Annotated in this window: 13 protein-coding genes; 5 read left to right on the top strand and 8 right to left on the bottom strand. The window is 71.2% G+C overall.

Annotated features, from left to right (window positions below; translation table 11 throughout):
• Nucleotides 1–29: 29 nt before the first annotated feature.
• The 4 genes from AC068Z_RS00715 to AC068Z_RS00700 all read right to left on the bottom strand — a co-directional run bounded on the left by AC068Z_RS00715 (nt 30) and on the right by AC068Z_RS00700 (nt 6,768).
• Nucleotides 30–3,827, bottom strand: a complete 3,798-nt coding sequence (locus AC068Z_RS00715; RefSeq protein ID WP_478550983.1) for a multifunctional oxoglutarate decarboxylase/oxoglutarate dehydrogenase thiamine pyrophosphate-binding subunit/dihydrolipoyllysine-residue succinyltransferase subunit — start codon at nt 3,825–3,827, stop codon at nt 30–32.
• A gap of 292 nt (nt 3,828–4,119) precedes the next feature.
• Entirely contained in the window at nt 4,120–5,223 is a 1,104-nt protein-coding gene (locus AC068Z_RS00710) for a HAMP domain-containing sensor histidine kinase (RefSeq protein WP_478550982.1), read from the bottom strand.
• A complete protein-coding gene (locus AC068Z_RS00705) occupies nt 5,220–5,957 on the bottom strand; it encodes a response regulator transcription factor (protein WP_451719922.1) in 738 nt (245 codons plus the stop codon). The genes AC068Z_RS00710 and AC068Z_RS00705 overlap by 4 nt, the downstream gene beginning before the upstream one ends.
• A gap of 133 nt (nt 5,958–6,090) precedes the next feature.
• Nucleotides 6,091–6,768 carry a spermine/spermidine synthase domain-containing protein gene (locus AC068Z_RS00700; RefSeq protein ID WP_478550979.1) on the bottom strand — a complete coding sequence of 226 codons (678 nt, stop codon included), beginning with the start codon at nt 6,766–6,768 and terminating at the stop codon, nt 6,091–6,093.
• A gap of 89 nt (nt 6,769–6,857) precedes the next feature.
• On the opposite strand from AC068Z_RS00700, the gene AC068Z_RS00695 reads away from it, so the two are divergent.
• Nucleotides 6,858–7,898 carry a hypothetical protein gene (locus tag AC068Z_RS00695; protein ID WP_478550977.1) on the top strand — a complete coding sequence of 347 codons (1,041 nt, stop codon included), beginning with the start codon at nt 6,858–6,860 and terminating at the stop codon, nt 7,896–7,898.
• Between the two features lie 4 nt (nt 7,899–7,902).
• On the opposite strand, the gene AC068Z_RS00690 is transcribed toward AC068Z_RS00695, so the two are convergent.
• A complete protein-coding gene (locus tag AC068Z_RS00690) occupies nt 7,903–8,526 on the bottom strand; it encodes a TetR/AcrR family transcriptional regulator (protein WP_478550976.1) in 624 nt (207 codons plus the stop codon).
• A 181-nt stretch (nt 8,527–8,707) separates the two neighbouring features.
• Here AC068Z_RS00690 and AC068Z_RS00685 point away from each other — a divergent pair, with 181 nt between their 5' ends.
• Both AC068Z_RS00685 and AC068Z_RS00680 read left to right on the top strand, forming a co-directional pair.
• Complete coding sequence (locus AC068Z_RS00685; RefSeq protein WP_478550974.1) at nt 8,708–9,991, top strand: MFS transporter; 1,284 nt, start codon at nt 8,708–8,710, stop codon at nt 9,989–9,991.
• Between the two features lie 11 nt (nt 9,992–10,002).
• On the top strand, nt 10,003–11,757 hold the full coding sequence (locus AC068Z_RS00680) for a glycoside hydrolase family 3 protein (RefSeq protein WP_478550972.1): 1,755 nt from the start codon (nt 10,003–10,005) through the stop codon (nt 11,755–11,757).
• Here AC068Z_RS00680 and AC068Z_RS00675 read toward each other — a convergent pair.
• Complete coding sequence (locus AC068Z_RS00675) at nt 11,747–13,180, bottom strand: sulfatase family protein (RefSeq protein WP_478550970.1); 1,434 nt, start codon at nt 13,178–13,180, stop codon at nt 11,747–11,749. The two genes, AC068Z_RS00680 and AC068Z_RS00675, sit on opposite strands and share 11 nt — an antisense overlap.
• A gap of 292 nt (nt 13,181–13,472) precedes the next feature.
• On the opposite strand from AC068Z_RS00675, the gene lon reads away from it, so the two are divergent.
• Nucleotides 13,473–15,887 carry an endopeptidase La gene (gene lon, locus AC068Z_RS00670; RefSeq protein ID WP_478550968.1) on the top strand — a complete coding sequence of 805 codons (2,415 nt, stop codon included), beginning with the start codon at nt 13,473–13,475 and terminating at the stop codon, nt 15,885–15,887.
• A 65-nt stretch (nt 15,888–15,952) separates the two neighbouring features.
• Here lon and AC068Z_RS00665 read toward each other — a convergent pair whose 3' ends face one another.
• Entirely contained in the window at nt 15,953–16,762 is an 810-nt protein-coding gene (locus AC068Z_RS00665) for a lysozyme (protein ID WP_478550967.1), read from the bottom strand.
• 292 nt (nt 16,763–17,054) lie between these two features.
• Here AC068Z_RS00665 and AC068Z_RS00660 point away from each other — a divergent pair, with 292 nt between their 5' ends.
• On the top strand, nt 17,055–17,564 hold the full coding sequence (locus tag AC068Z_RS00660) for a MarR family winged helix-turn-helix transcriptional regulator (protein WP_478550965.1): 510 nt from the start codon (nt 17,055–17,057) through the stop codon (nt 17,562–17,564).
• Nucleotides 17,565–17,748: 184 nt separating this feature from the next.
• Here AC068Z_RS00660 and AC068Z_RS00655 read toward each other — a convergent pair whose 3' ends face one another.
• On the bottom strand, nt 17,749–18,534 hold the full coding sequence (locus AC068Z_RS00655; RefSeq protein WP_478550963.1) for a hypothetical protein: 786 nt from the start codon (nt 18,532–18,534) through the stop codon (nt 17,749–17,751).
• Between the last annotated feature and the right edge of the window lie 86 nt (nt 18,535–18,620).

Genomic DNA, 18,620 nt, shown 5'->3' with positions numbered 1-18,620 from the left:
GGCCCTGTCGCACAGGTTCGTTCAGAGGCTTACGCCTCGAACACCTCGCGCACCAGCTGCTCCTGCTCGGCCTGGTGGCGCTTGGCCGAGCCGACCGCCGGGGACGAGCCGTGCGGGCGGGAGATGCGGCGCAGGCGCTCGCCGTGCGGGACGTCCGCGCCGACCGCCAGGTCCAGGTGGTCGATGAGGTTCAGGGCGATGAACGGCCACGCGCCCTGGTTCGCCGGCTCCTCCTGGGCCCACAGGTACTTCTCGGCGTTCGGGTACTTGGCGATCTCCGCCTGGAGCTCGGCACCCGGCAGCGGGTACAGGCGCTCGATGCGGATGATCGCGGTGTCCGTCACGCCGCGCTTCTGACGCTCGGCCTCGAGGTCGTAGTAGACCTTGCCCGCGCAGAAGACGACCTTCTTGACCGCCGCCGGGTCCACCGACGCGTCGCCGATGACCGGGCGGAACTGGCCCGTGGTGAACTCCTCCGCCTTCGACGCCGCGGCCTTGAGACGCAGCATCGACTTCGGGGTGAAGACGACCAGCGGCTTGTGGTGCGGGTTGTGCACCTGCCAGCGCAGGAGGTGGAAGTAGTTCGACGGCGACGTCGGCATCGCGACCGTCATGTTGTTCTGGGCGCAGAGCTGGAGGAACCGCTCCGGGCGCGCGGACGAGTGGTCCGGGCCCTGGCCCTCGTAGCCGTGCGGGAGGAGCAGGGTGACGCCGGACGTCTGGCCCCACTTCTGCTCCGCCGAGGAGATGAACTCGTCCACGACCGTCTGGGCGCCGTTGACGAAGTCACCGAACTGCGCCTCCCACATCACGAGGGACTCGGGGCGGGCCAGCGAGTAGCCGTACTCGAAGCCCATCGCCGCGTACTCGGAGAGTAGGGAGTTGTAGACGTTCAGCCGCGCCTGCTCCTCGGAGAGGTACATCAGCGGAGTGAACTCGTCGCCCGTCTCACGGTCGATGATCACCGCGTGCCGCTGGCCGAAGGTGCCGCGCTGGGAGTCCTGGCCCGCCAGACGGACCGGCACGCCCTCCAGGAGCAGCGAACCGACGGCCAGGGTCTCGCCCATGCCCCAGTCGATCGTGCCGTCCTCGACCATCGCCGCCCGGCGCTGCAGCTGCGGCAGCAGACGCGGGTGGACGGTGATCGTGTCCGGGATGTTGACCTGGGACTCGGCGATCCGCTTGACGACCTCGGCGGTGACCGCGGTGTTCACCGCGACCGGGAACTCGGCCTGCGGGTCCGACGGCTCGGCCGTGGCCGGCTGCGAGGTGGCCTCACGGACCTCCGTGAAGACCTTCTCCAGCTGGCCCTGGTAGTCCTGCAGCGCCTGCTCGGCCTCTTCCAGGGTGATGTCGCCGCGACCGATGAGGGACTCGGTGTAGAGCTTGCGCACCGAGCGCTTCTTGTCGATCAGGTCGTACATCAGCGGCTGAGTGAAGGCCGGGTTGTCCGACTCGTTGTGACCGCGGCGGCGGTAGCAGATGAGGTCGATCACCACGTCCTTGTTGAACGCCTGGCGGAACTCGAAGGCCAGCCGGGCCACCCGGACCACGGCCTCCGGGTCGTCGCCGTTCACGTGGAAGATCGGGGCCTCGATCATCCTCGCCACGTCCGTCGCGTACATCGACGAGCGGGAGGACTCCGGCGCGGCGGTGAAGCCGACCTGGTTGTTGATCACGATGTGGACCGTGCCGCCGGTGCGGTAGCCGCGCAGCTGCGACATGTTCAGGGTCTCGGCCACCACGCCCTGGCCCGCGAAGGCCGCGTCGCCGTGGATCGCCACCGGCAGGACCGTGAAGTCCGTGCCGCCCTTGTTGATCACGTCCTGCTTGGCGCGCGCGACGCCCTCCAGGACCGGGTCCACCGCCTCCAGGTGCGAGGGGTTCGCGACCAGGGAGACCGCGATCTGCTCGCCGTCGAGGCCGGTGAAGGTGCCCTCGGCGCCCAGGTGGTACTTCACGTCACCGGAGCCGTGCATCGACTTCGGGTCGAGGTTGCCCTCGAACTCGCGGAAGATCTGGGCGTACGACTTGCCGACGATGTTCGCCAGCACGTTCAGCCGGCCGCGGTGGGCCATGCCGATGACGACCTCGTCCAGGCGGGACTCGGCCGCGGAGTCGATGACCGCGTCCAGCAGCGGGATGACGGACTCGCCGCCCTCCAGGGAGAAGCGCTTCTGGCCGACGTACTTCGTCTGCAGGAAGGTCTCGAAGGCCTCGGCCGCGTTCAGCCGGCGCAGGATGCGCAGCTGCTCCTCGCGCTCCGGCTTGGTGTGGCCGCGCTCCACGCGGTCCTGGATCCACTTGCGCTGCTTCGGGTCCTGGATGTGCATGAACTCGATGCCGGTGGTGCGGCAGTACGAGTCGCGCAGGACACCGAGGATGTCGCGCAGCTTCATCAGGGACTTGCCGGAGAAGCCGCCGACGGCGAACTCGCGCTCCAGGTCCCACAGGGTGAGGCCGTGCTCGGTGATGTCCAGGTCGGGGTGCTTGCGCTGGCGGTACTCCAGCGGGTCGGTGTCGGCCATGACGTGGCCGCGGACCCGGTAGGAGTGGATCAGCTCGAAGACGCGGGCGGCCTTGGTGACGTCGTCGTCGTGCGACGCGTCGATGTCCTTCAGCCAGCGGACCGGCTCGTACGGGATCCGCAGGGCCTCGAAGATGTCGTCGTAGAAGCCGTTCTCGCCCAGCAGCAGGTTCGCGACCTGGCGCAGGAACTCGCCGGAGGCGGCGCCCTGGATGACCCGGTGGTCGTAGGTCGACGTGAGCGTCATGACCTTCGAGATGCCGAGCTTGTTCAGGGTGTCCTGGGAGGTGCCCTGGAACTCCGCCGGGTAGTCCATGGAGCCCACGCCCATGATCACGGACTGGCCGGGCATCAGACGCGGGACCGAGTGGACGGTGCCGAGGCCGCCGGGGTTGGTCAGGGAGACCGTGACGCCGGTGAAGTCGTCCATCGTCAGCTTGCCGTCGCGGGCGCGGCGGACGATGTCCTCGTAGGCCTGCCAGAACTCGAAGAAGTTCAGCGTCTCGGCCTTCTTGATCGCCGCGACGACCAGCTGGCGGTCGCCGTTGGGCTTGACCAGGTCGATGGCGAGGCCGAGGTTGACGTGCGCCGGCTTGATCAGCGTCGGCTTGCCGTCCTTTTCGCCGAACGCGTAGTTCATCGCCGGCATGGCCTTGATGGCCTGCACCATCGCGTAGCCGATCAGGTGCGTGAAGGAGATCTTCCCGCCCCGGGCGCGCTTCAGGTGGTTGTTGATGACGATGCGGTTGTCGAACAGCAGCTTCACCGGGACCGCGCGGACCGAGGTGGCGGTCGGCAGCTCCAGCGAGGCGTTCATGTTCTTCGCGACCGCGGCGGCCGGGCCGCGCAGCGTGACCAGCTCGGGGCCCTCGGGGGCCGCGGCCGCGGGTGCGGCCGGAGCGGCCTTCGCGGCCGGCTTGGCGGCGGGAGCGGCCTTGGCCGCCGGCTGAGCGGGCGCCTGTGCGGGCTGCGCCGGCTTGGCCGGGGCGGGGGCCGCGGCCTGCGCCGCGGGAGCCGGGGCGGGCGCGGCGGGCGCCGGAGCCGCGGGGGCGGCCGGAGCCGCCGGCGTGGCCGGAGCGGCGGCGGGCGCCGCCGGAGCCGAGGCGGCGGGCGCTCCCGGCTTGTAGTCGGCGAAGAAGTCCCACCAGGCGCGGTCTACCGAATTCGGGTCCTGGAGGTACTGCTGATAGATCTCGTCGACGAGCCACTCGTTCGGACCGAACGCGGCCGCGGGATTCTTACCCGCTTGGTCTGCGTCGGTCGAGATGCTCGATGCGTTACTGGGGGACTGTGGCGACACGGCGGCAACCGCCCTCTTCCGCTTCACAAGGTGATGGACAGCGGGAATAAAGGCTACGCCTCCATGGCCGGGAAGGTCAGGCTGAGCAAGGTCATCGTCGCGTAAGTCACATCAAAGAGCGTGTTTCGTGCCGGGAAATGGCGGGAAACAAGCGAGGTTCCGCTCTCTGAGGTATGGCTCACCGCCGGCCGAACGCGCTGACAGCGCGGGCCTCTGTCTGGTCCCGGCCTGATCACACGTGTCCGGCTGCGCGGACGTCCGTGGATCTTGTGGCTCCGGTTCGAACCATACGTCAACTCGACGCGGAAGGCTCTCCCGGAAGAGTGACAAGAATCCGGCAACCCCGCTGGGATTCGGCCACTCCGATCCGGCCGCCGTGCAGATCCACCGCCCAGCGGGCGATGGCGAGCCCCAGACCCGTGCCGCCGTCGCTGCCCGGGCCGTGCGGCGCGGACACGGCACCGCGGTTGAACCGCTCGAACACCCGGTGCCACTCCGACCGGGGGATACCGGGACCCTCGTCCAGCACCTCCAGCTCCAGCGACTCGGGCAGGGAGCCCCGGCGGGCCTTGACCGTGACCCGGCCGTGCGGCGGGCTGTGCTTGACCGCGTTGTCGATCAGGTTGGCCACGACCTGGTGGATGCGCTCGGGGTCCGCGTTCGCGGTGAGCTCCGGCGGCGAGACGTCGAGGTGCAGATGGACGTCCGTACGCGTGTGGCCGCCCGAGCCGGAGGCGATGCCCGCGCGCGTGGAGGCGACCATGTTGGCCTCCTTCAGCACGCCGGAGAGGTACGGCCACACCTCGAAGCGGCGCTTCCTGAGCGGGACGACGCCGTTGTCCAGGCGGGACAGGTCCATCAGGGTGTCGACCAGCCGGCCCAGGCGCTCGGTCTGCTTCAGCGCGGTGCGCATCGTCTCCGGATCGGCCTCGGTGACCCCGTCGACGATGTTCTCCAGCACCGCGCGGAGGCCCGCGATGGGGGTGCGCAGCTCGTGCGAGACGTTCGCGACCAGCTCTTTTCGCTGCTGGTCCTGCGCCTCCAGCTCATCGGCCATGACATTGATCGTCTCGGCCAGGTCGCCCAGCTCGTCCCTGCGGTTCTCGCGCACCCGGCGCGAGTAGTCGCCGTGCGAGATCGAGCGGGCGACCGTGTTCATCTCGTCCAGCGGCGCGGTGAGGGAGTGCGCCACGAACTGGGTGATCAGCAGGGTGGCGATCATCGAGAAGACCGTGATGAAGCGCAGTTCGGTCTTGGTCTGCACGGCGATCATCGACAGGCCCGTGGTGATCAGGACCGAGATGACGACCAGCGCGCCGAGCTTGGTCTTGATCGAGAACGGACGTACGCCGCCCCAGGGCTCCCCGGGGCCTCTCCGCGCCGGCCCGTCGCTCATGGCGTCGGGGTCTCCAGGGCGTAGCCCACACCGTGCACCGTACGGATGCGCTCGGCGCCGATCTTCCGGCGCAGCGCCTTGATGTGGCTGTCGACGGTCCGGGTGCCGGAGGCGTCCGCCCAGTCCCAGACCTCCGCGAGCAGCTGCTCGCGGGAGAGCACCGCGCGCGGGGTGTTCGCCAGGCACACCAGGAGGTCGAACTCGGTGGGCGTGAGGTGGACGTCCTCGCTGCGGACGCGGACCCGGCGCTGGGCGTGGTCGATCTCCAGCTCGCCGAGGCGCAGGATGCCCGAGCGCGGGGTGGACGCGGCGATCGCCGCCCGCTCCACCCGGCGCAGCAGCACGTGCACGCGGGCCGCCAGCTCCCGCATCGAGAAGGGCTTCGTCATGTAGTCGTCGGCGCCCACGCCGAGGCCGACCAGCATGTCGGTCTCGTCGTCGCGCGCCGTCAGCATCAGCACCGGCACCGGCCGCGCGGCCTGCACCCGACGGCAGACCTCCAGGCCGTCGAAGCCCGGCAGCATGATGTCGAGGATCAGCAGGTCGGGCTGCCAGGCCTCCGCGGTGTCCACCGCCGCGGGCCCGTCGCCCGCGGTCTGCACGAGGAATCCCTCGGCGCGCAGGCGGGCCGCGATGGCGTCCACGATGGTCGGGTCGTCCTCGACCACGAGGACCCGGCGCTGTGCGCCCGGGGTCGCCGCCGTGCCGTTGTGGGAGGTGTGTGTCTGCTCCATCGCCCGCCCCTGAAGTTGCTTTCCGGAATCCGTGGGGTGATCCGTTTACTGGCACATGCCTGCGCATGCTTGCGATTGACGCTTGAATGATCCGCGCCAGGGAAGCAGCGTACGGGGAGTCACCGCAGCTCGGCTATCCAGGTCCGACGGCGAGGTGCACGACGTCGGGAACGCCCCGGGCAACGGGGATCTCTTCGGTACGCACCTGTTTGAACCCGGCATTCCGCAAGGTTTCTTCGAATTCCGGAGAGGGCCGCGCGGACCATACCGCGAGTACCCCGCCGGGGCTCAACACCCTTGCGCAGCTTGCCAGTCCGGGCGCCGAGTACAGGCTGTGGTTGCCCTCTGTGACGGTCCAGTCGGGGCCGTTGTCGATGTCCAGGCAGAGCGCGTCGAACGTGGCGGAAGTCTCATTGACGTACTCGATCAGGTCACTCTCGACAATCTCGGTGCGGGGGTCCGCGAGGGCCTGTTCGGTGAGGTCGCGCAGGGGTCCCGTGCGGTGCCAGTCGATGACCGCGGATTCGCGTTCCACGACGGTGATGCGGCCCCAGTGGTCGTCGGCGGCGGCGTGTGCGAGCGAGAAGCCGACGCCCAGGCCTCCGATCAGCACCGTTGGCAGCGGGCGGCCGTCGAGCGCGTCCCACGCCGCGTCGACGAGCCGTCGCTCCGAGCGGCCGTCCGAGGTGTCCATCAGGAAACAGCCGTTGGCGATGATCTGGAGCAGCTCGCCGTGCCGGCGCAGCACTACCTCGCCGTGCGGTCCCTCGCGACGGTCCAGGACTTCGGGGATGTCGTACGCAGTGGGCATCCGTTCATTTTGGCAGGTCCGGCGCCGGAAAACCGTTGGGTGCGCGGACCCGGCGGCTGGGAGGATCCCCTTGGGGCGAGGGGGAGTTCGTGGACGTGTTCGTGTGCGCCGGGTGCGAGGCGCCGCTGACGGCGCCGGTCCGGCGGGTCGCGCTTCCCGCGCACGCCCACGCGTCGTACGGGCACGGCCTGTTCCCGCCGCTGATGGCGCCGGGGACGTACGCCGTCGATCCCCTGCCCTCCGGCGCTCCTTGGCGGACGTACGACGACGTCGGCGCGGAGGCGGCGGCGGCCCATGGCGTGTACGCGCCGGTCCCCGCCCTGTCCGTCGGGGCGTCCGGGCGGATCGCGGTCGCGCCCGGCGACTCCCGCGGCACGGGGCTGATTCCCGAGCGGTGCGAGGGTTCCTGCCTGGGGCTGAGCGGTGAGGACGGGCCCAATCTGGCGTGTGAGCGGTGCGGCCGCGCGGTGGCGACGCGGACGGACGACTGCGGGATCTGGCACGCGGTATGGCTGGAACCGGACGCCGTACGACGCGTTCCCGGGGGTGAGGCAGCGCCGCCGCCGGACGAGCGGGCGGACCTGAGAGGTCTGCCGCCCATCGACCGGCACGGCATGTGGGACGTGCGCTGGGCGGCGGCGACGGGTGCGGCGCTGGCGCATCTGGTGGCGGTCTGCGAGGGCGGGCCGGTGGTCTTTCCACGCGGACTCCTCGCCGAGACCTTCGGCCGGGTGGCCGCCAGGATCCTCCCGCCGGCTCCCGGGGCGAGGTCCGTGGCCCTCGCCGGACCGGGCCGGACCGATGCCTCCGACATCGCCCTCGTGCCCCGCGATCCGCGCACCGGCGAACCGTGGCGGCCCTCCGTCCCGGTGCCGGCGGTCCCGCTGGCCGCGGAGGTCTGGGCGTATCTGGCCCGGCCCCCGGAGACCTCGCCGCTGCCGGTCTCCGGCACGCTTCCGGACGGCGTCCTGCGTGACGACTACCCGCTGCCGCCGCACCCGGGGTACCCCTTCCACCCGGACAAGCGGGTCTTCCTGGCCACCCTGGCGAGGCTCCCCGCCGTCCGCCGGCCACACGTCCGCGAGGTCTACGAGCGGGTGCGGACCGGCCTGAACCCCGTCCTGTGGTGAACGGTCACAGCCCCGTTCCGTCCGTCTTGATCGAGCGCAGCAGTCGGTCGGCGTACTGGCGGAAGCGGCCCACCATGTCGAAGTCCTTCGGGTTGAGCTGCCATTGGAGCTGGAGGCCGTCCATCACGGCGGCCGTCTCCTGCGAGACCTCGACCACGTCCGTGTCCGGTTTCAGTTCCCCGCTCTGCACGGCCCGGCGCAGCGAGGCGGACATGACCTCCCCCAACTCGGCGTAGCGGCGGACGAAGTAGGGGTGGGCGGGGTGCGCCACGTCGCCCGCCTCGGCCAGCAGGACGTTGAACATCCGGGTGCGGCCGGGGCGGGCCGCGTTGTGCTCGGTGAGGCGCAGCAGGCCGGCGTAGCAGGCGGTCGCCGTGGGGAACTCCTCGGCGAAGAACCGCTCCTTGTCCTGCTCCTCGGTCCGCTCCAGGACCTGGACCAGCAGGTCCTCCTTGCTGCGGAAGTGGTGGAGCAGCCCGCCCTGGGTGATCCCCACGTCCTTGGCGATGCGGGCCAGCGAGGAGGCGTGGAAGCCCCACTGGGCGAAGTGCTCGACGGCGGCGTCGAGGATGCGGGAGCGGCGCTCGTCACCGACGGCGTACGTCCTGCGGGGTTCCCTGGGCTGCATGGCGGTCACCTTAACCGAACGGCGAAATCGATGATTACACGTGTAAGTGAGCCGTGATTTCAAGTCGTGCGCAGCATGATTCTGGCCACGCGGAGAAAACCTAGTACCTACTCGGTTTCGCTGGTTCCCTTTGCTGCCAGGTGCGGCGAGGAGGCCGCTCCCCGTCCCCCTGGAGTGCCGCATGGCCGTGAGCCACGACGCCCCGCTCGGCGCGAGAACCGCTCCCTCGCCCGAGCCCACCCAGCAGGCCGCCCCCGCCAAGCTGGTCATGACCCTCGCCTTCGCCCAGTTCGGCGCCTATCTGGCCGTACTGACCCCGGTCATGGTGACCCTCGCCCTGCGGGTCAGCCAGATCGTGCCGGAGGGCGAGCGCGGAGCCGCCCTCGGACAGGTGCTGTCCGTCGGCGCACTGCTCGCGATGCTCGGCAACCCCGTCTTCGGGGCCCTGTCCGACCGCACCACCAGCCGCTTCGGCCGCCGTCGCCCCTGGCTCACGGGCGGCATGATCACCGGGCTCGCCGGGCTCGGCGTGGTCGCCCTCGGCTCGAACGTGCCCACCCTGCTGCTCGGCTGGGCCCTCGCCCAGCTCGGCATCAACGCAGCCCTCGCCGCGCTGACCTCCTGCATCCCCGACCTGATCCCGCAGGCCCAGATGGCCAGGGTCTCCGGCCTGGTCGGCATGACCATCCCGCTCGCGATCATCGCCGGCTCGGCGCTGGCCCAGGTGTTCAGCGGCTCCATGGCCCTCGCCTTCCTCGTACCCGGCGCCATCGGCCTGGTCGCGGTGGGACTGCTGGCCGCGGTGATGACGGACCGGCCCGCGCGGGCCGGGGCCTTCGCGCCGTACAGCCTCAGGGAGTTCCTGCGCAGCTTCTGGGTCGACCCGCGCAAGCACCCCGACTTCGCCTGGAACTTCGCCGGCCGCTTCCTGGTCTTCACCGGCGCCTCCTGCGTCACCAGCTACCAGGTCTACTTCCTGATGGACCGCCTCGGATACAGCGACGACGACGTCACCGGCAAGGTGTTCACCGGGACCATCGCCATGGTGGCGGCCACCGTGCTCGGCTCCGTGCTGGGCGGGCAGCTCTCCGACCGCTCCGGGCGGCGCAAGCCGTACGTCCTCGGCTCCTCGCTGGTCATGGCCGTCAGCCTGGCAATGATCGCCGGTGCGCAGTCCTTCGGGATGTACGTCGTCGCCCTGGCCGTCTTCGGCTTCGGCGAGGGGCTCTACCTCTCCGTCGACATGGCGCTCGCCGCGGCCGTGCTCCCCAACCCCGAGGAGTCCGCCAAGGACATGGGCGTGCTGAACATCGGCAACGCCCTGCCGCAGTCCCTCGTCCCCATCGCCGCCCCGGCGCTCCTCGCGATCGGCGGCGGCGACAACTACGGCGCGCTGTTCCTGTTCGGTGCCGTCGCCGCCGTACTGGGCGCGCTCGCCGTCCAGTTCATCCGTACCGTCAAGTGAGGAATGCCCCGGTGACCACACCCCCGTACCGCGACCCGCAGGTGCCCGTCGACGAGCGTGTCGAGGATCTTCTCGCCCGGATGACGCTGGAGGAGAAGGCCGGACAGCTCTTCCACACCATGGTGGCGATGAACCCCGACGGCACCCTCGCCGAGGAAGGGCCGTTCCTGCGGTCCGGCACGACGGAGCTGGTCGCCGGGCGCCATCTGAGCCACTTCAACCTGATCGGGCAGGGCAGCGCCCGCGCCATGGCGACCTGGGCCAACCGCATGCAGGAAGTCGCGGCGAGCACCCGGCTCGGCATCCCGGTCACGCTCTCCACCGACCCCCGGCACGCCTTCACCGACAACCCGGGCGCCTCCTTCAACTCCGGCGACTTCTCCGCCTGGCCCGAGCCGCTGGGGCTCGCGGCCATCGGGGACCCGGCACTGGTGGAGCGGTTCGCGGACACCGTGCGGCGCGAGTACCTGGCCGTCGGCTTCCGGGTCGCGCTGCATCCCCAGATCGACCTGGCGACCGAGCCGCGCTGGTCCCGGCAGTCGGGCACCTTCGGATCGAGCGCCGAGACGGCGGGCGAGCTGGTGCGGGCGTACGTACGAGGACTCCAGGGCCCGGCGCTCGGCCCGGAGTCGGTCGCCGCCATGGTCAAGCACTTCCCCGGCGGCGGGCCGCAGAAGGACGGTGAGGACCCGCACTTCCCGCACGGCAAGGAGCAGGTGTACCCCGGCGGTCTGCGCGAGCACCACCTGCGGCCGTTCGTGGCCGCCGTCGAGGCCGGCTGCTCGCAGATGATGCCCTACTACGGCCAGCCCGTCGGCACCGACTGGGAGGAGGTCGGCTTCGGCTTCAACCGGGACGTCCTGACCGGGCTGCTGCGGGAACGGCTCGGCTTCGAGGGGATCATCTGCACCGACTGGGGCCTGCTCACCGACGCCGAGATCATGGGGGAGCCCGCCGAGGCGCGGGCCTGGGGCGTGGAGCACCTGACGGTGGCCGAGCGCACGGCCAAGGCCCTGCACGCCGGCTCCGACCAGTTCGGCGGCGAGGAGTGCCCCGAGGTGATCGTGGAGCTGGTGCGCGGAGGTGTCGTTCCCGAGGAGCGCATCGACCAGTCCGTACGGCGGGTGCTGCGCGAGAAGTTCGTCCTCGGGCTCTTCGAGAATCCGTACGTCGATGCCGACCGCGCCGAGGAGATCGTGGGCGCCGCCGACTTCACGGCGCTCGGGGAGGCCGCCCAGCGCCGGTCGCTGACGGTGCTGACCAACGACGGGCTCCTGCCGGTCACCGGACGGCCCCGGCTGTACGTCCAGGGCGTGGACGCCGCCACCGCGCGGGCCTACGGCGAGGTCGTCGCCGATCCGGCGGACGCGGATCTCGCCGTACTGCGCCTGCGGACGCCCCACGAACCGCGGCCCGGCCTGTTCGAGTCCTTCTTCCACTCGGGGTCACTGGCCTTCCCCGACGCCGAGTTGAAGGAGATCCTGCGCCTGCTGGAGTCGGTACCGACCCTGGTCTGCGTCAACCTGGAGCGGCCCGCCGTCCTGCCCGAGATCGCCGAGCGGGCCGCCGCCCTGGTCTCCGACTTCGGGGCCTCGGACGCCGCCCTGCTCGACGTGGCCTTCGGCCGGGCCCGGCCCGAGGGGCGGCTGCCCTTCGAACTGCCGCGCTCCATGGCGGCCGTGGCGGCGTCCCGGCCGGACGTGCCCAACGACACCGAGGACCCGGTGTTCCCCCACGGCCACGGGCTCTCCGTCCCTATGCCCTGAACTCCGGGATGCCCAGCCGCCGTTCCTCCTCCGCGCTCGCCGCGTGGAGGAGGTTGGTGAGCTGGCAGGGGTCCGCGCGCAGGTCGTAGTACTCCCGGAACAGCACCTTCCCGTCACCCAGCGTCGGACGTCCGGCGCGGTCGAGGCGGGTGCGGTGGTACTCCGTGTACTGCTCCGCCCTGCCGATGTACGACGTCCAGCTGTGGATCGGCCTTTGGTCCTGCTGGTTCCACCACCACTCGGCGAGGAGGTGGCGGCGGTCGTTGTCGCGGTTCAGCAGCGAGTGGCCGTCGTGCTCCGGGTCGGGTGGGAGGCCCGCCGCGTCCAGGAAGGTGGGCGCGATGTCGATCAGCCCCGTCAGACGGTCGTCCGCGCGAGCCGAGCCCAGACCCCCGGCGGGCCAGGACAGGAGGAACGGCACCTCCAGGCTCGGGCGGTACGGCACCGACTTGCGCAGCCAGCCGTGGTCGCCCCAGCACAGGCCGTGGTCGCTGGTGAACAGCACCAGCGTGTTCTCCAACTGGCCGAGCGCGCGCAGCTTCTCGCGGAAGTCGTGCATCGCGTCGTCCACGGACAGCAGGGTGCGCAACTGGCGGGCGCGCAGGGCGCTGCCCTCGCGGAAGGTGTGGTCCGCCGCCTGGAGGAAGGGGGGCTTGTCCCGCTTGTCCGTCTCGAAGACCGAGGGGCGGCCTTCCCACGCGGGCACGCGTGCGTGGGTGTACTTCGACTCCGGGGTGTTCGCCTCGTGCGCCGCGCGCGTGGCGACGTAGGCGAACCAGGGGCGGTCGTCCGCGCGGGAGGCCTCGATGAAGGCCAGGGCGCGGTCCTTGATGACGGTGGTGTTGTAGCCGGGGATGATCCGGACGGTGCCGTTGTCGTTGTAGTGGCCGTTGAAGTAGCGCACCGGCTCCTGGAGCAGCCACTCGTCGAAGTGGGGTGGGTCGTCGTCGGTGCGCCAGAAGTTGAGGTACTTGCCGAACAGACCGGTGCGGTAGCCCGCCTCGCGCAGCCGGCGCTGGACCGTCGTGCGCTGGTCCAGGTGGTAGGGGTGGCGGGTGTCCAGGAGGCCGTGGTGCCGGGCATGGCGGCCCGACATGACCGAGGCCCGCGAGGGCGCGCACAGCGGGGTGTTGGCGTACGCCCGATCGAAGGTGACGCCGGTGCCGCCGAGCCAGTCGACGGTACGGCGGAGCGCCCACTCCGTCTCCTTCGGCTGGTCGTCGGTGAGCACCAGGAGGACGTTGGGCCGGTCGTCCGAGCGGGGGCGGCGGCTCGCCACCGGAACCGCGGTGCGGGGTGCGGCGGGGGCCGTGCCGTCGCTTCCCCGGCTCAGGGCCCACGGCAGCGCCGCCCCCGCCGCGGCCACCACCCCGCCCGCGATCAGCGCGCGCCGGGCCGGCCCCCGCCGCTGTTGCTCGGTCATCCGCTTCCCCAAGTCCCCGTGCAGCCCGGCAGATCGTCGCACAGGCTGTGAGCGAGCTCGCAGTGTGCGGTGCGTTTCTGTGAGCGGTGCGGCCAGCGGGGAATGGGAGGCCGTCGGGGATTGGGAAGCCGTCGGGGAATGGGGTGGCCCCGGCACCTGGTTGACCGAAGAAACCTCCAGGTCACCGGAGGGCCTGCGGCTGATCGCTCAGAGCGAACGACGGTCGGGGAACATTCAAGGACTCCCGTGCATTGAGTCGGCATAACTCAACTTGACTGCCGAAGGGGAGATCATGGCTTCGACGTCTACCTCGCTCACCCTGCCTGTGCTGCCGCTCGACGACGAGGTCGTGCTGCCCGGAATGGTGGTCCCGCTGGACTTGAACGACGCCGATGTACGCGCCGCGGTGGAGGCCGCCCAGGCCGCCGCCCGGTCCCAGCCGGGAAAGCCCAGGGTGCTGCTGGTGCCGCGGATCGACGGCACCTACGCGAGCACCGGTGTGCTCGGCACCGTCGAACAGGTCGGCCGGCTCGCCGACGGTGACCCGGGCGCGCTGATCCGCGGCCGTGGCCGCGTGCGGATCGGTGCCGGGACGACCGGCCCCGGCGCCGCCCTGTGGGTCGAGGGCCTGCGGATCGACGACAGCGCCCCGGACCCGCTGCCGGGACAGGTCACCGAACTGGTGAAGGAGTACAAGGCGCTCGCCACCGCCTGGCTGCGCAAGCGCGGCGCCTGGCAGGTCGTGGACCGGGTGCAGGCCATCGACGACGTGTCCGCGCTCGCCGACAACTCCGGTTACTCGCCCTTCCTCACCACCGAGCAGAAGGTGGAGCTGCTGGAGACCGCCGACCCGGTGGCCCGGCTGAAGCTCGCCACCCAGCAGCTGCGCGACCACCTCGCCGAGCAGGACGTCGCCGAGACCATCGCCAAGGACGTCCAGGAGGGCGTCGACAAGCAGCAGCGCGAGTTCCTGCTCCGCCGCCAGCTGGAGGCCGTGCGCAAGGAGCTGCGCGAGCTGAACGGCGAGGCGGAGGGGGAGGAGTCCGACGACTACCGGGCCCGCGTCGAGGCCGCCGACCTGCCCGAGAAGGTCCGCGAGGCGGCCCTGAAGGAGGTCGACAAGCTGGAGCGGTCCAGCGACCAGTCGCCCGAGGGCTCGTGGATCCGCACCTGGCTGGACACCGTTCTGGAACTGCCGTGGAACGAGCGGACCGAGGACGCCTACGACATCCAGGGCGCCAAGGGCGTGCTGGACGCCGAGCACGCCGGTCTCGAGGACGTGAAGGAGCGGATCACCGAGTACCTGGCGGTGCGCAAGCGCCGTAGCGACCGGGGCCTGGGCGTCGTCGGCGGGCGGCGCGGCGGCGCGGTGCTGGCCCTCGTGGGACCCCCCGGCGTCGGCAAGACGTCGCTCGGCGAGAGCGTGGCCCACGCGATGGGCCGGAAGTTCGTCCGGGTCGCCCTCGGCGGCGTCCGCGACGAGGCGGAGATCCGCGGCCACCGGCGTACGTACGTCGGCGCGCTGCCCGGGCGGATCGTGCGGGCCGTCAAGGAGGCCGGGTCGATGAACCCGGTGGTCCTGCTCGACGAGATCGACAAGGTGGGCTCCGACTTCCGGGGCGACCCGGCGGCGGCCCTGCTGGAGGTCCTGGACCCGGCGCAGAACCACACCTTCCGGGACCACTACCTGGAGGTGGAGCTGGACCTGTCGGACGTCGTCTTCCTCGCGACGGCGAACGTCCTGGAGGCCATCCCCGAGGCTCTGCTCGACCGTATGGAGCTGGTCCGCCTGGACGGCTACACCGAGGACGAGAAGGTCGTCATCGCCCGGGACCACCTGCTGCCGCGCCAGCTGGAGCGGGCGGGCCTGAACACCGACGAGGTCGTCATCGACGAGAGCGCGCTGCGCAAGCTCGCCGGCGAGTACACCCGCGAGGCGGGTGTGCGCACCCTGGAGCGCTCCATCGCGCGGCTGCTCCGCAAGGTCGCGGCCCAGCACGAACTCGGTGAGCGGGAGCTGCCCTTCACCGTGACGGACGGCGATCTGCGCGGTCTGATCGGGCGCCCCCACCACGTGCCCGAGTCGGCCCAGGACCCGGCGGAGCGCCGTACGGCGGTGCCGGGCGTGGCGACCGGTCTCGCGGTCACCGGAGCGGGCGGCGACGTGCTCTTCGTGGAGGCGTCCCTGGCCGACCCGGAGACGGGCGCGGCGGGTCTGACGCTGACCGGCCAGCTGGGTGACGTGATGAAGGAGTCGGCGCAGATCGCGCTGTCCTTCCTGCGCTCGCACGGCGCCGAACTGGAACTGCCGGTCGGCGACCTGAAGGACCGGGGCGTGCACATCCACTTCCCGGCGGGCGCGGTGCCGAAGGACGGGCCGAGCGCGGGCATCACGATGACGACGGCACTGGCGTCGCTGCTGTCGGGCCGGCTGGTCCGCACGGACGTCGCCATGACGGGCGAGGTCTCCCTGACCGGCCGGGTGCTGCCGATCGGCGGGGTGAAGCAGAAGCTGCTGGCCGCGCACCGGGCGGGCGTCACGACCGTCATCATCCCCAAGCGCAACGAGCCCGACCTCGACGACGTCCCCGCCGAGGTCCTGGACAAGCTCGACGTCCACGCCGTGACGGACGTCCGCCAGGTCCTCGACCTGGCCCTGTCCCCGGCCACGAGCGGCGCGACGCCGGAGGTTCCGGTGGCGGCGTGACGGACGCCACCGGTTCAGGGCGAGGGCCCGGGTCCCGTGAGGGAGCCTGGGCCCTCGTCGTGCGCTCAGCCGTACGCCAGGGCCTGGACGCGGTCCAGGGCGCCGTTGAACCTGTCGTGGTCACCGACCGTCGGCCCGGTCGAGGTGTACTGCCACATCGTGTGGTTGCTCCACCCGGCCGGCAGTGTTCCCACCGTCGTCGCGTAGCGGGCGATCCACAGGGGGTTGGCGGCCCCGAAGCCGGAGTAGTTGCCCGTGCACTGGGTCCACCAGCTCGTGGCCGTGTAGATCACGGCGTGGCGGCCCGTGCGGGCCTTGTACTGGTTCAGGAAGTCGCGGATCCAGGCGACCATGCCGGCCTGGCTCTTGCCGTAGCAGGCGGCACCGTAGGGGTTCCACTCGATGTCCAGCGCGCCGGGGAGGGTCCGGCCGTCCCGGGACCAGCCGCCGCCGTGGTCGACGAAGTAGTTCGCCTGCGTCGCGCCGGACGTGGTGTCCGGGGTGGCGAAGTGGTAGGCGCCGCGGATCATGCCGACGTCGTAGGAGCCGTTGTACTGCCGGCCGAAGTACGGGTTCGTGTAGTACGTGCCCTCCGTGGCCTTCGCATAGGCCCACTTCACGCCGCTGCTCCAAAGGGTGGACCAGGCCACGTCGCCCTGGTGGGAGGAGACGTCGACGCCCTCCGACTGGGAAGCGCGGGTGTCATGGGGCAGACCGTGGACGCCGTCGTGGGCCGCGACGCCCATACCCATGTAGGCGGAGCCCCGGTCCGGGGATTCGGCGGCCGGGGAGGGGGTGGCGAGTACCGGCGAGAGCGCGGTGAGCAGTGCTCCGACGAGGAGAAGACGGAGCGGGCCGGGTCTGTGCACGGGCATGACGTGCCTCCGAAGGCTCGGTGATGCGCTGAGACGCACGGTGCGACAAGGACGGTGCGTGAGGACGGAGGCCGGCCGGGTCGTCGTTGGCCCGCTGTTGGTCCACCGTCCGAAGATGCTGCCATGGGCATGCCAGGCAGTGCCTGTTGAGGACGCTGCGGACGGGGGTCGGCGGGTGGAAGAGGGCCTGGAGGCTGCCGTTGGTCTACGCCTGAGAAATACTGACGGAGCTGGGGCGATGGCGCCATTTGACGGAAACTTTCAGAGCTGGGAAACCGAGGCAGGGGCTGACGTGCGCGAAGACGGGAACGGCGACGGACGTCGAGTCGGATCCGGGGTGCCCGCGGGAGTGCCCGGGCGTGGTGTGGAGCAGCCCGAGTTCCTGTCCCTGGAGCGGGAGTTGACCGTGCTGCTGCGCCGGGCCCGGGCCAGCCAGGGGGAGATGGCCCGGGAGGTCCATCCGGACCTGGAGTCGGCGGCGTACGGGCTGCTGATCCGCCTGGACGAGTGCGGGCGGCAGCGCGCGACCGAGCTGGCCGCCTACATCGGCGTCGGCAAGGCCACCATGTCCCGCCAGCTGCGCGCCCTGGAGGACCTGGGCCTGGTCGCCCGCGAGCCCGACCCCGCCGACGGCCGGGCCTGGCTGGTCCACCTCACCGAGGAGGGCCGCGGGCGGGTGAGCAAGGTACGGGAGGCCCGGCGGGCCCGGTACGCCCGCCGGCTCTCCGGCTGGGACCCCCGTGAGGTCTCGGAACTGGCCCGGCTGCTCAACCAGCTGAACGAGGAGATGGAGCAGGGCTGAGCCCGCGCCCGCCTGCCCGCGATGTCGCCCTCGTCCTCCTGGCGCGCGACCCCCGGACCGCGTCCGCGTCCACTCGGGTGAATCTCGACCCAGCAGGGGCTGCCGAACCCGACGTACCGGCGGAAGAACGTCCGCGATCGACCCGCCCCGACGCCTCGGCAGGCGCCCGCCGGACCCCACCCGGCTAGAACTCCACGAACGCCACCGTCGCGTCGTCGTGCGTCTTGCTCCGGTGCAGGAACCGCCGCTCGGTGTCCGCCAGTTCCAGCGCCCGCACCCGGTCGACCAGCGCCTGCGCCCCCTCCTTGCGTACGACGCCGAAGAGGTCCCCCCAGTCACCGGCGCCGAACTTCTCCACCCAGCGCGTGGCGCCGTCCGTGCAGGCGGCCAGGGCGCGGACGCCGGAGCGGGGCAGGGTCCCGGTCACCGCCCTGGCCGCCACCGCGGGATCGGCGGCGGCCGTGAAGAAGCCGCCCTCCTTGTTGCGGAGGTCCGCGTCGACCATCGCGTCGGTGGCCAGGGCGGAGCGGGGCAGCAGGGAGAGCCGGTCGTCGAGGTACGGCGTCACGGTGCCGTCGGGCGACTCCACCAGGAGGGCCGAGTCCGAGAGGATCAGGTACTCGACGGTCTCGGGCGACCAGCGGACCATGACGACCGTCGCCTGGGGTGTCCGCGGGTGAGAAAGGTCACAGGTCTCCCGGTGCGCCTCGGCGGTACGCGCGAGGGCGAGTGACAGGGCGTCGGCGAGAGGAACATCCGGGAGTGAAACGGTCAGTTCGGTCAGCGCCCCGCCGAGGCGAGCGGTGTACCAGGGGACGGAATGCAGACAGCCCGTGCCGTCCCGGGGCGGGGTCACCCCGTCCAGGAGGACCACCGTTCCGCCCTGTCCGGAAGCGGGCAGTCCGACACTGGCGAAGTCCTCGTTGGGGCGGGCGGGATCGCCGGGCTCCGAAACAAGTTCAGTGCGCATCCGGTCAGTCTGCACGAGCCCTTCACAACGTTCGCCAAAGGCTGGCAACCGCTGCGCAATTGGCGGACTCGCGCAGGTCAACCGCC

It is taken from the genome of Streptomyces sp. NPDC043726, from assembly GCF_056436565.1.
The sequence above is the reverse complement of the archived record's forward strand: the minus strand, read 5'-3'. Positions and strand labels throughout refer to the sequence as shown.

What these genes read in the sequence shown, in the direction of transcription:
- AC068Z_RS00710 (WP_478550982.1), bottom strand. Translation starts at nt 5,223, where the DNA reads ATGAGCGACGGGCCGGCGCGGAGAGGCCCCGGGGAGCCCTGGGGCGGC.
- AC068Z_RS00705 (WP_451719922.1), bottom strand. Translation starts at nt 5,957, where the DNA reads ATGGAGCAGACACACACCTCCCACAACGGCACGGCGGCGACCCCGGGC.
- AC068Z_RS00700 (WP_478550979.1), bottom strand. Translation starts at nt 6,768, where the DNA reads ATGCCCACTGCGTACGACATCCCCGAAGTCCTGGACCGTCGCGAGGGA.
- AC068Z_RS00690 (WP_478550976.1), bottom strand. Translation starts at nt 8,526, where the DNA reads ATGCAGCCCAGGGAACCCCGCAGGACGTACGCCGTCGGTGACGAGCGC.
- AC068Z_RS00685 (WP_478550974.1), top strand. Translation starts at nt 8,708, where the DNA reads ATGGCCGTGAGCCACGACGCCCCGCTCGGCGCGAGAACCGCTCCCTCG.
- AC068Z_RS00675 (WP_478550970.1), bottom strand. Translation starts at nt 13,180, where the DNA reads ATGACCGAGCAACAGCGGCGGGGGCCGGCCCGGCGCGCGCTGATCGCG.
- lon (WP_478550968.1), top strand. Translation starts at nt 13,473, where the DNA reads ATGGCTTCGACGTCTACCTCGCTCACCCTGCCTGTGCTGCCGCTCGAC.
- AC068Z_RS00665 (WP_478550967.1), bottom strand. Translation starts at nt 16,762, where the DNA reads ATGCCCGTGCACAGACCCGGCCCGCTCCGTCTTCTCCTCGTCGGAGCA.
- AC068Z_RS00655 (WP_478550963.1), bottom strand. Translation starts at nt 18,534, where the DNA reads ATGCGCACTGAACTTGTTTCGGAGCCCGGCGATCCCGCCCGCCCCAAC.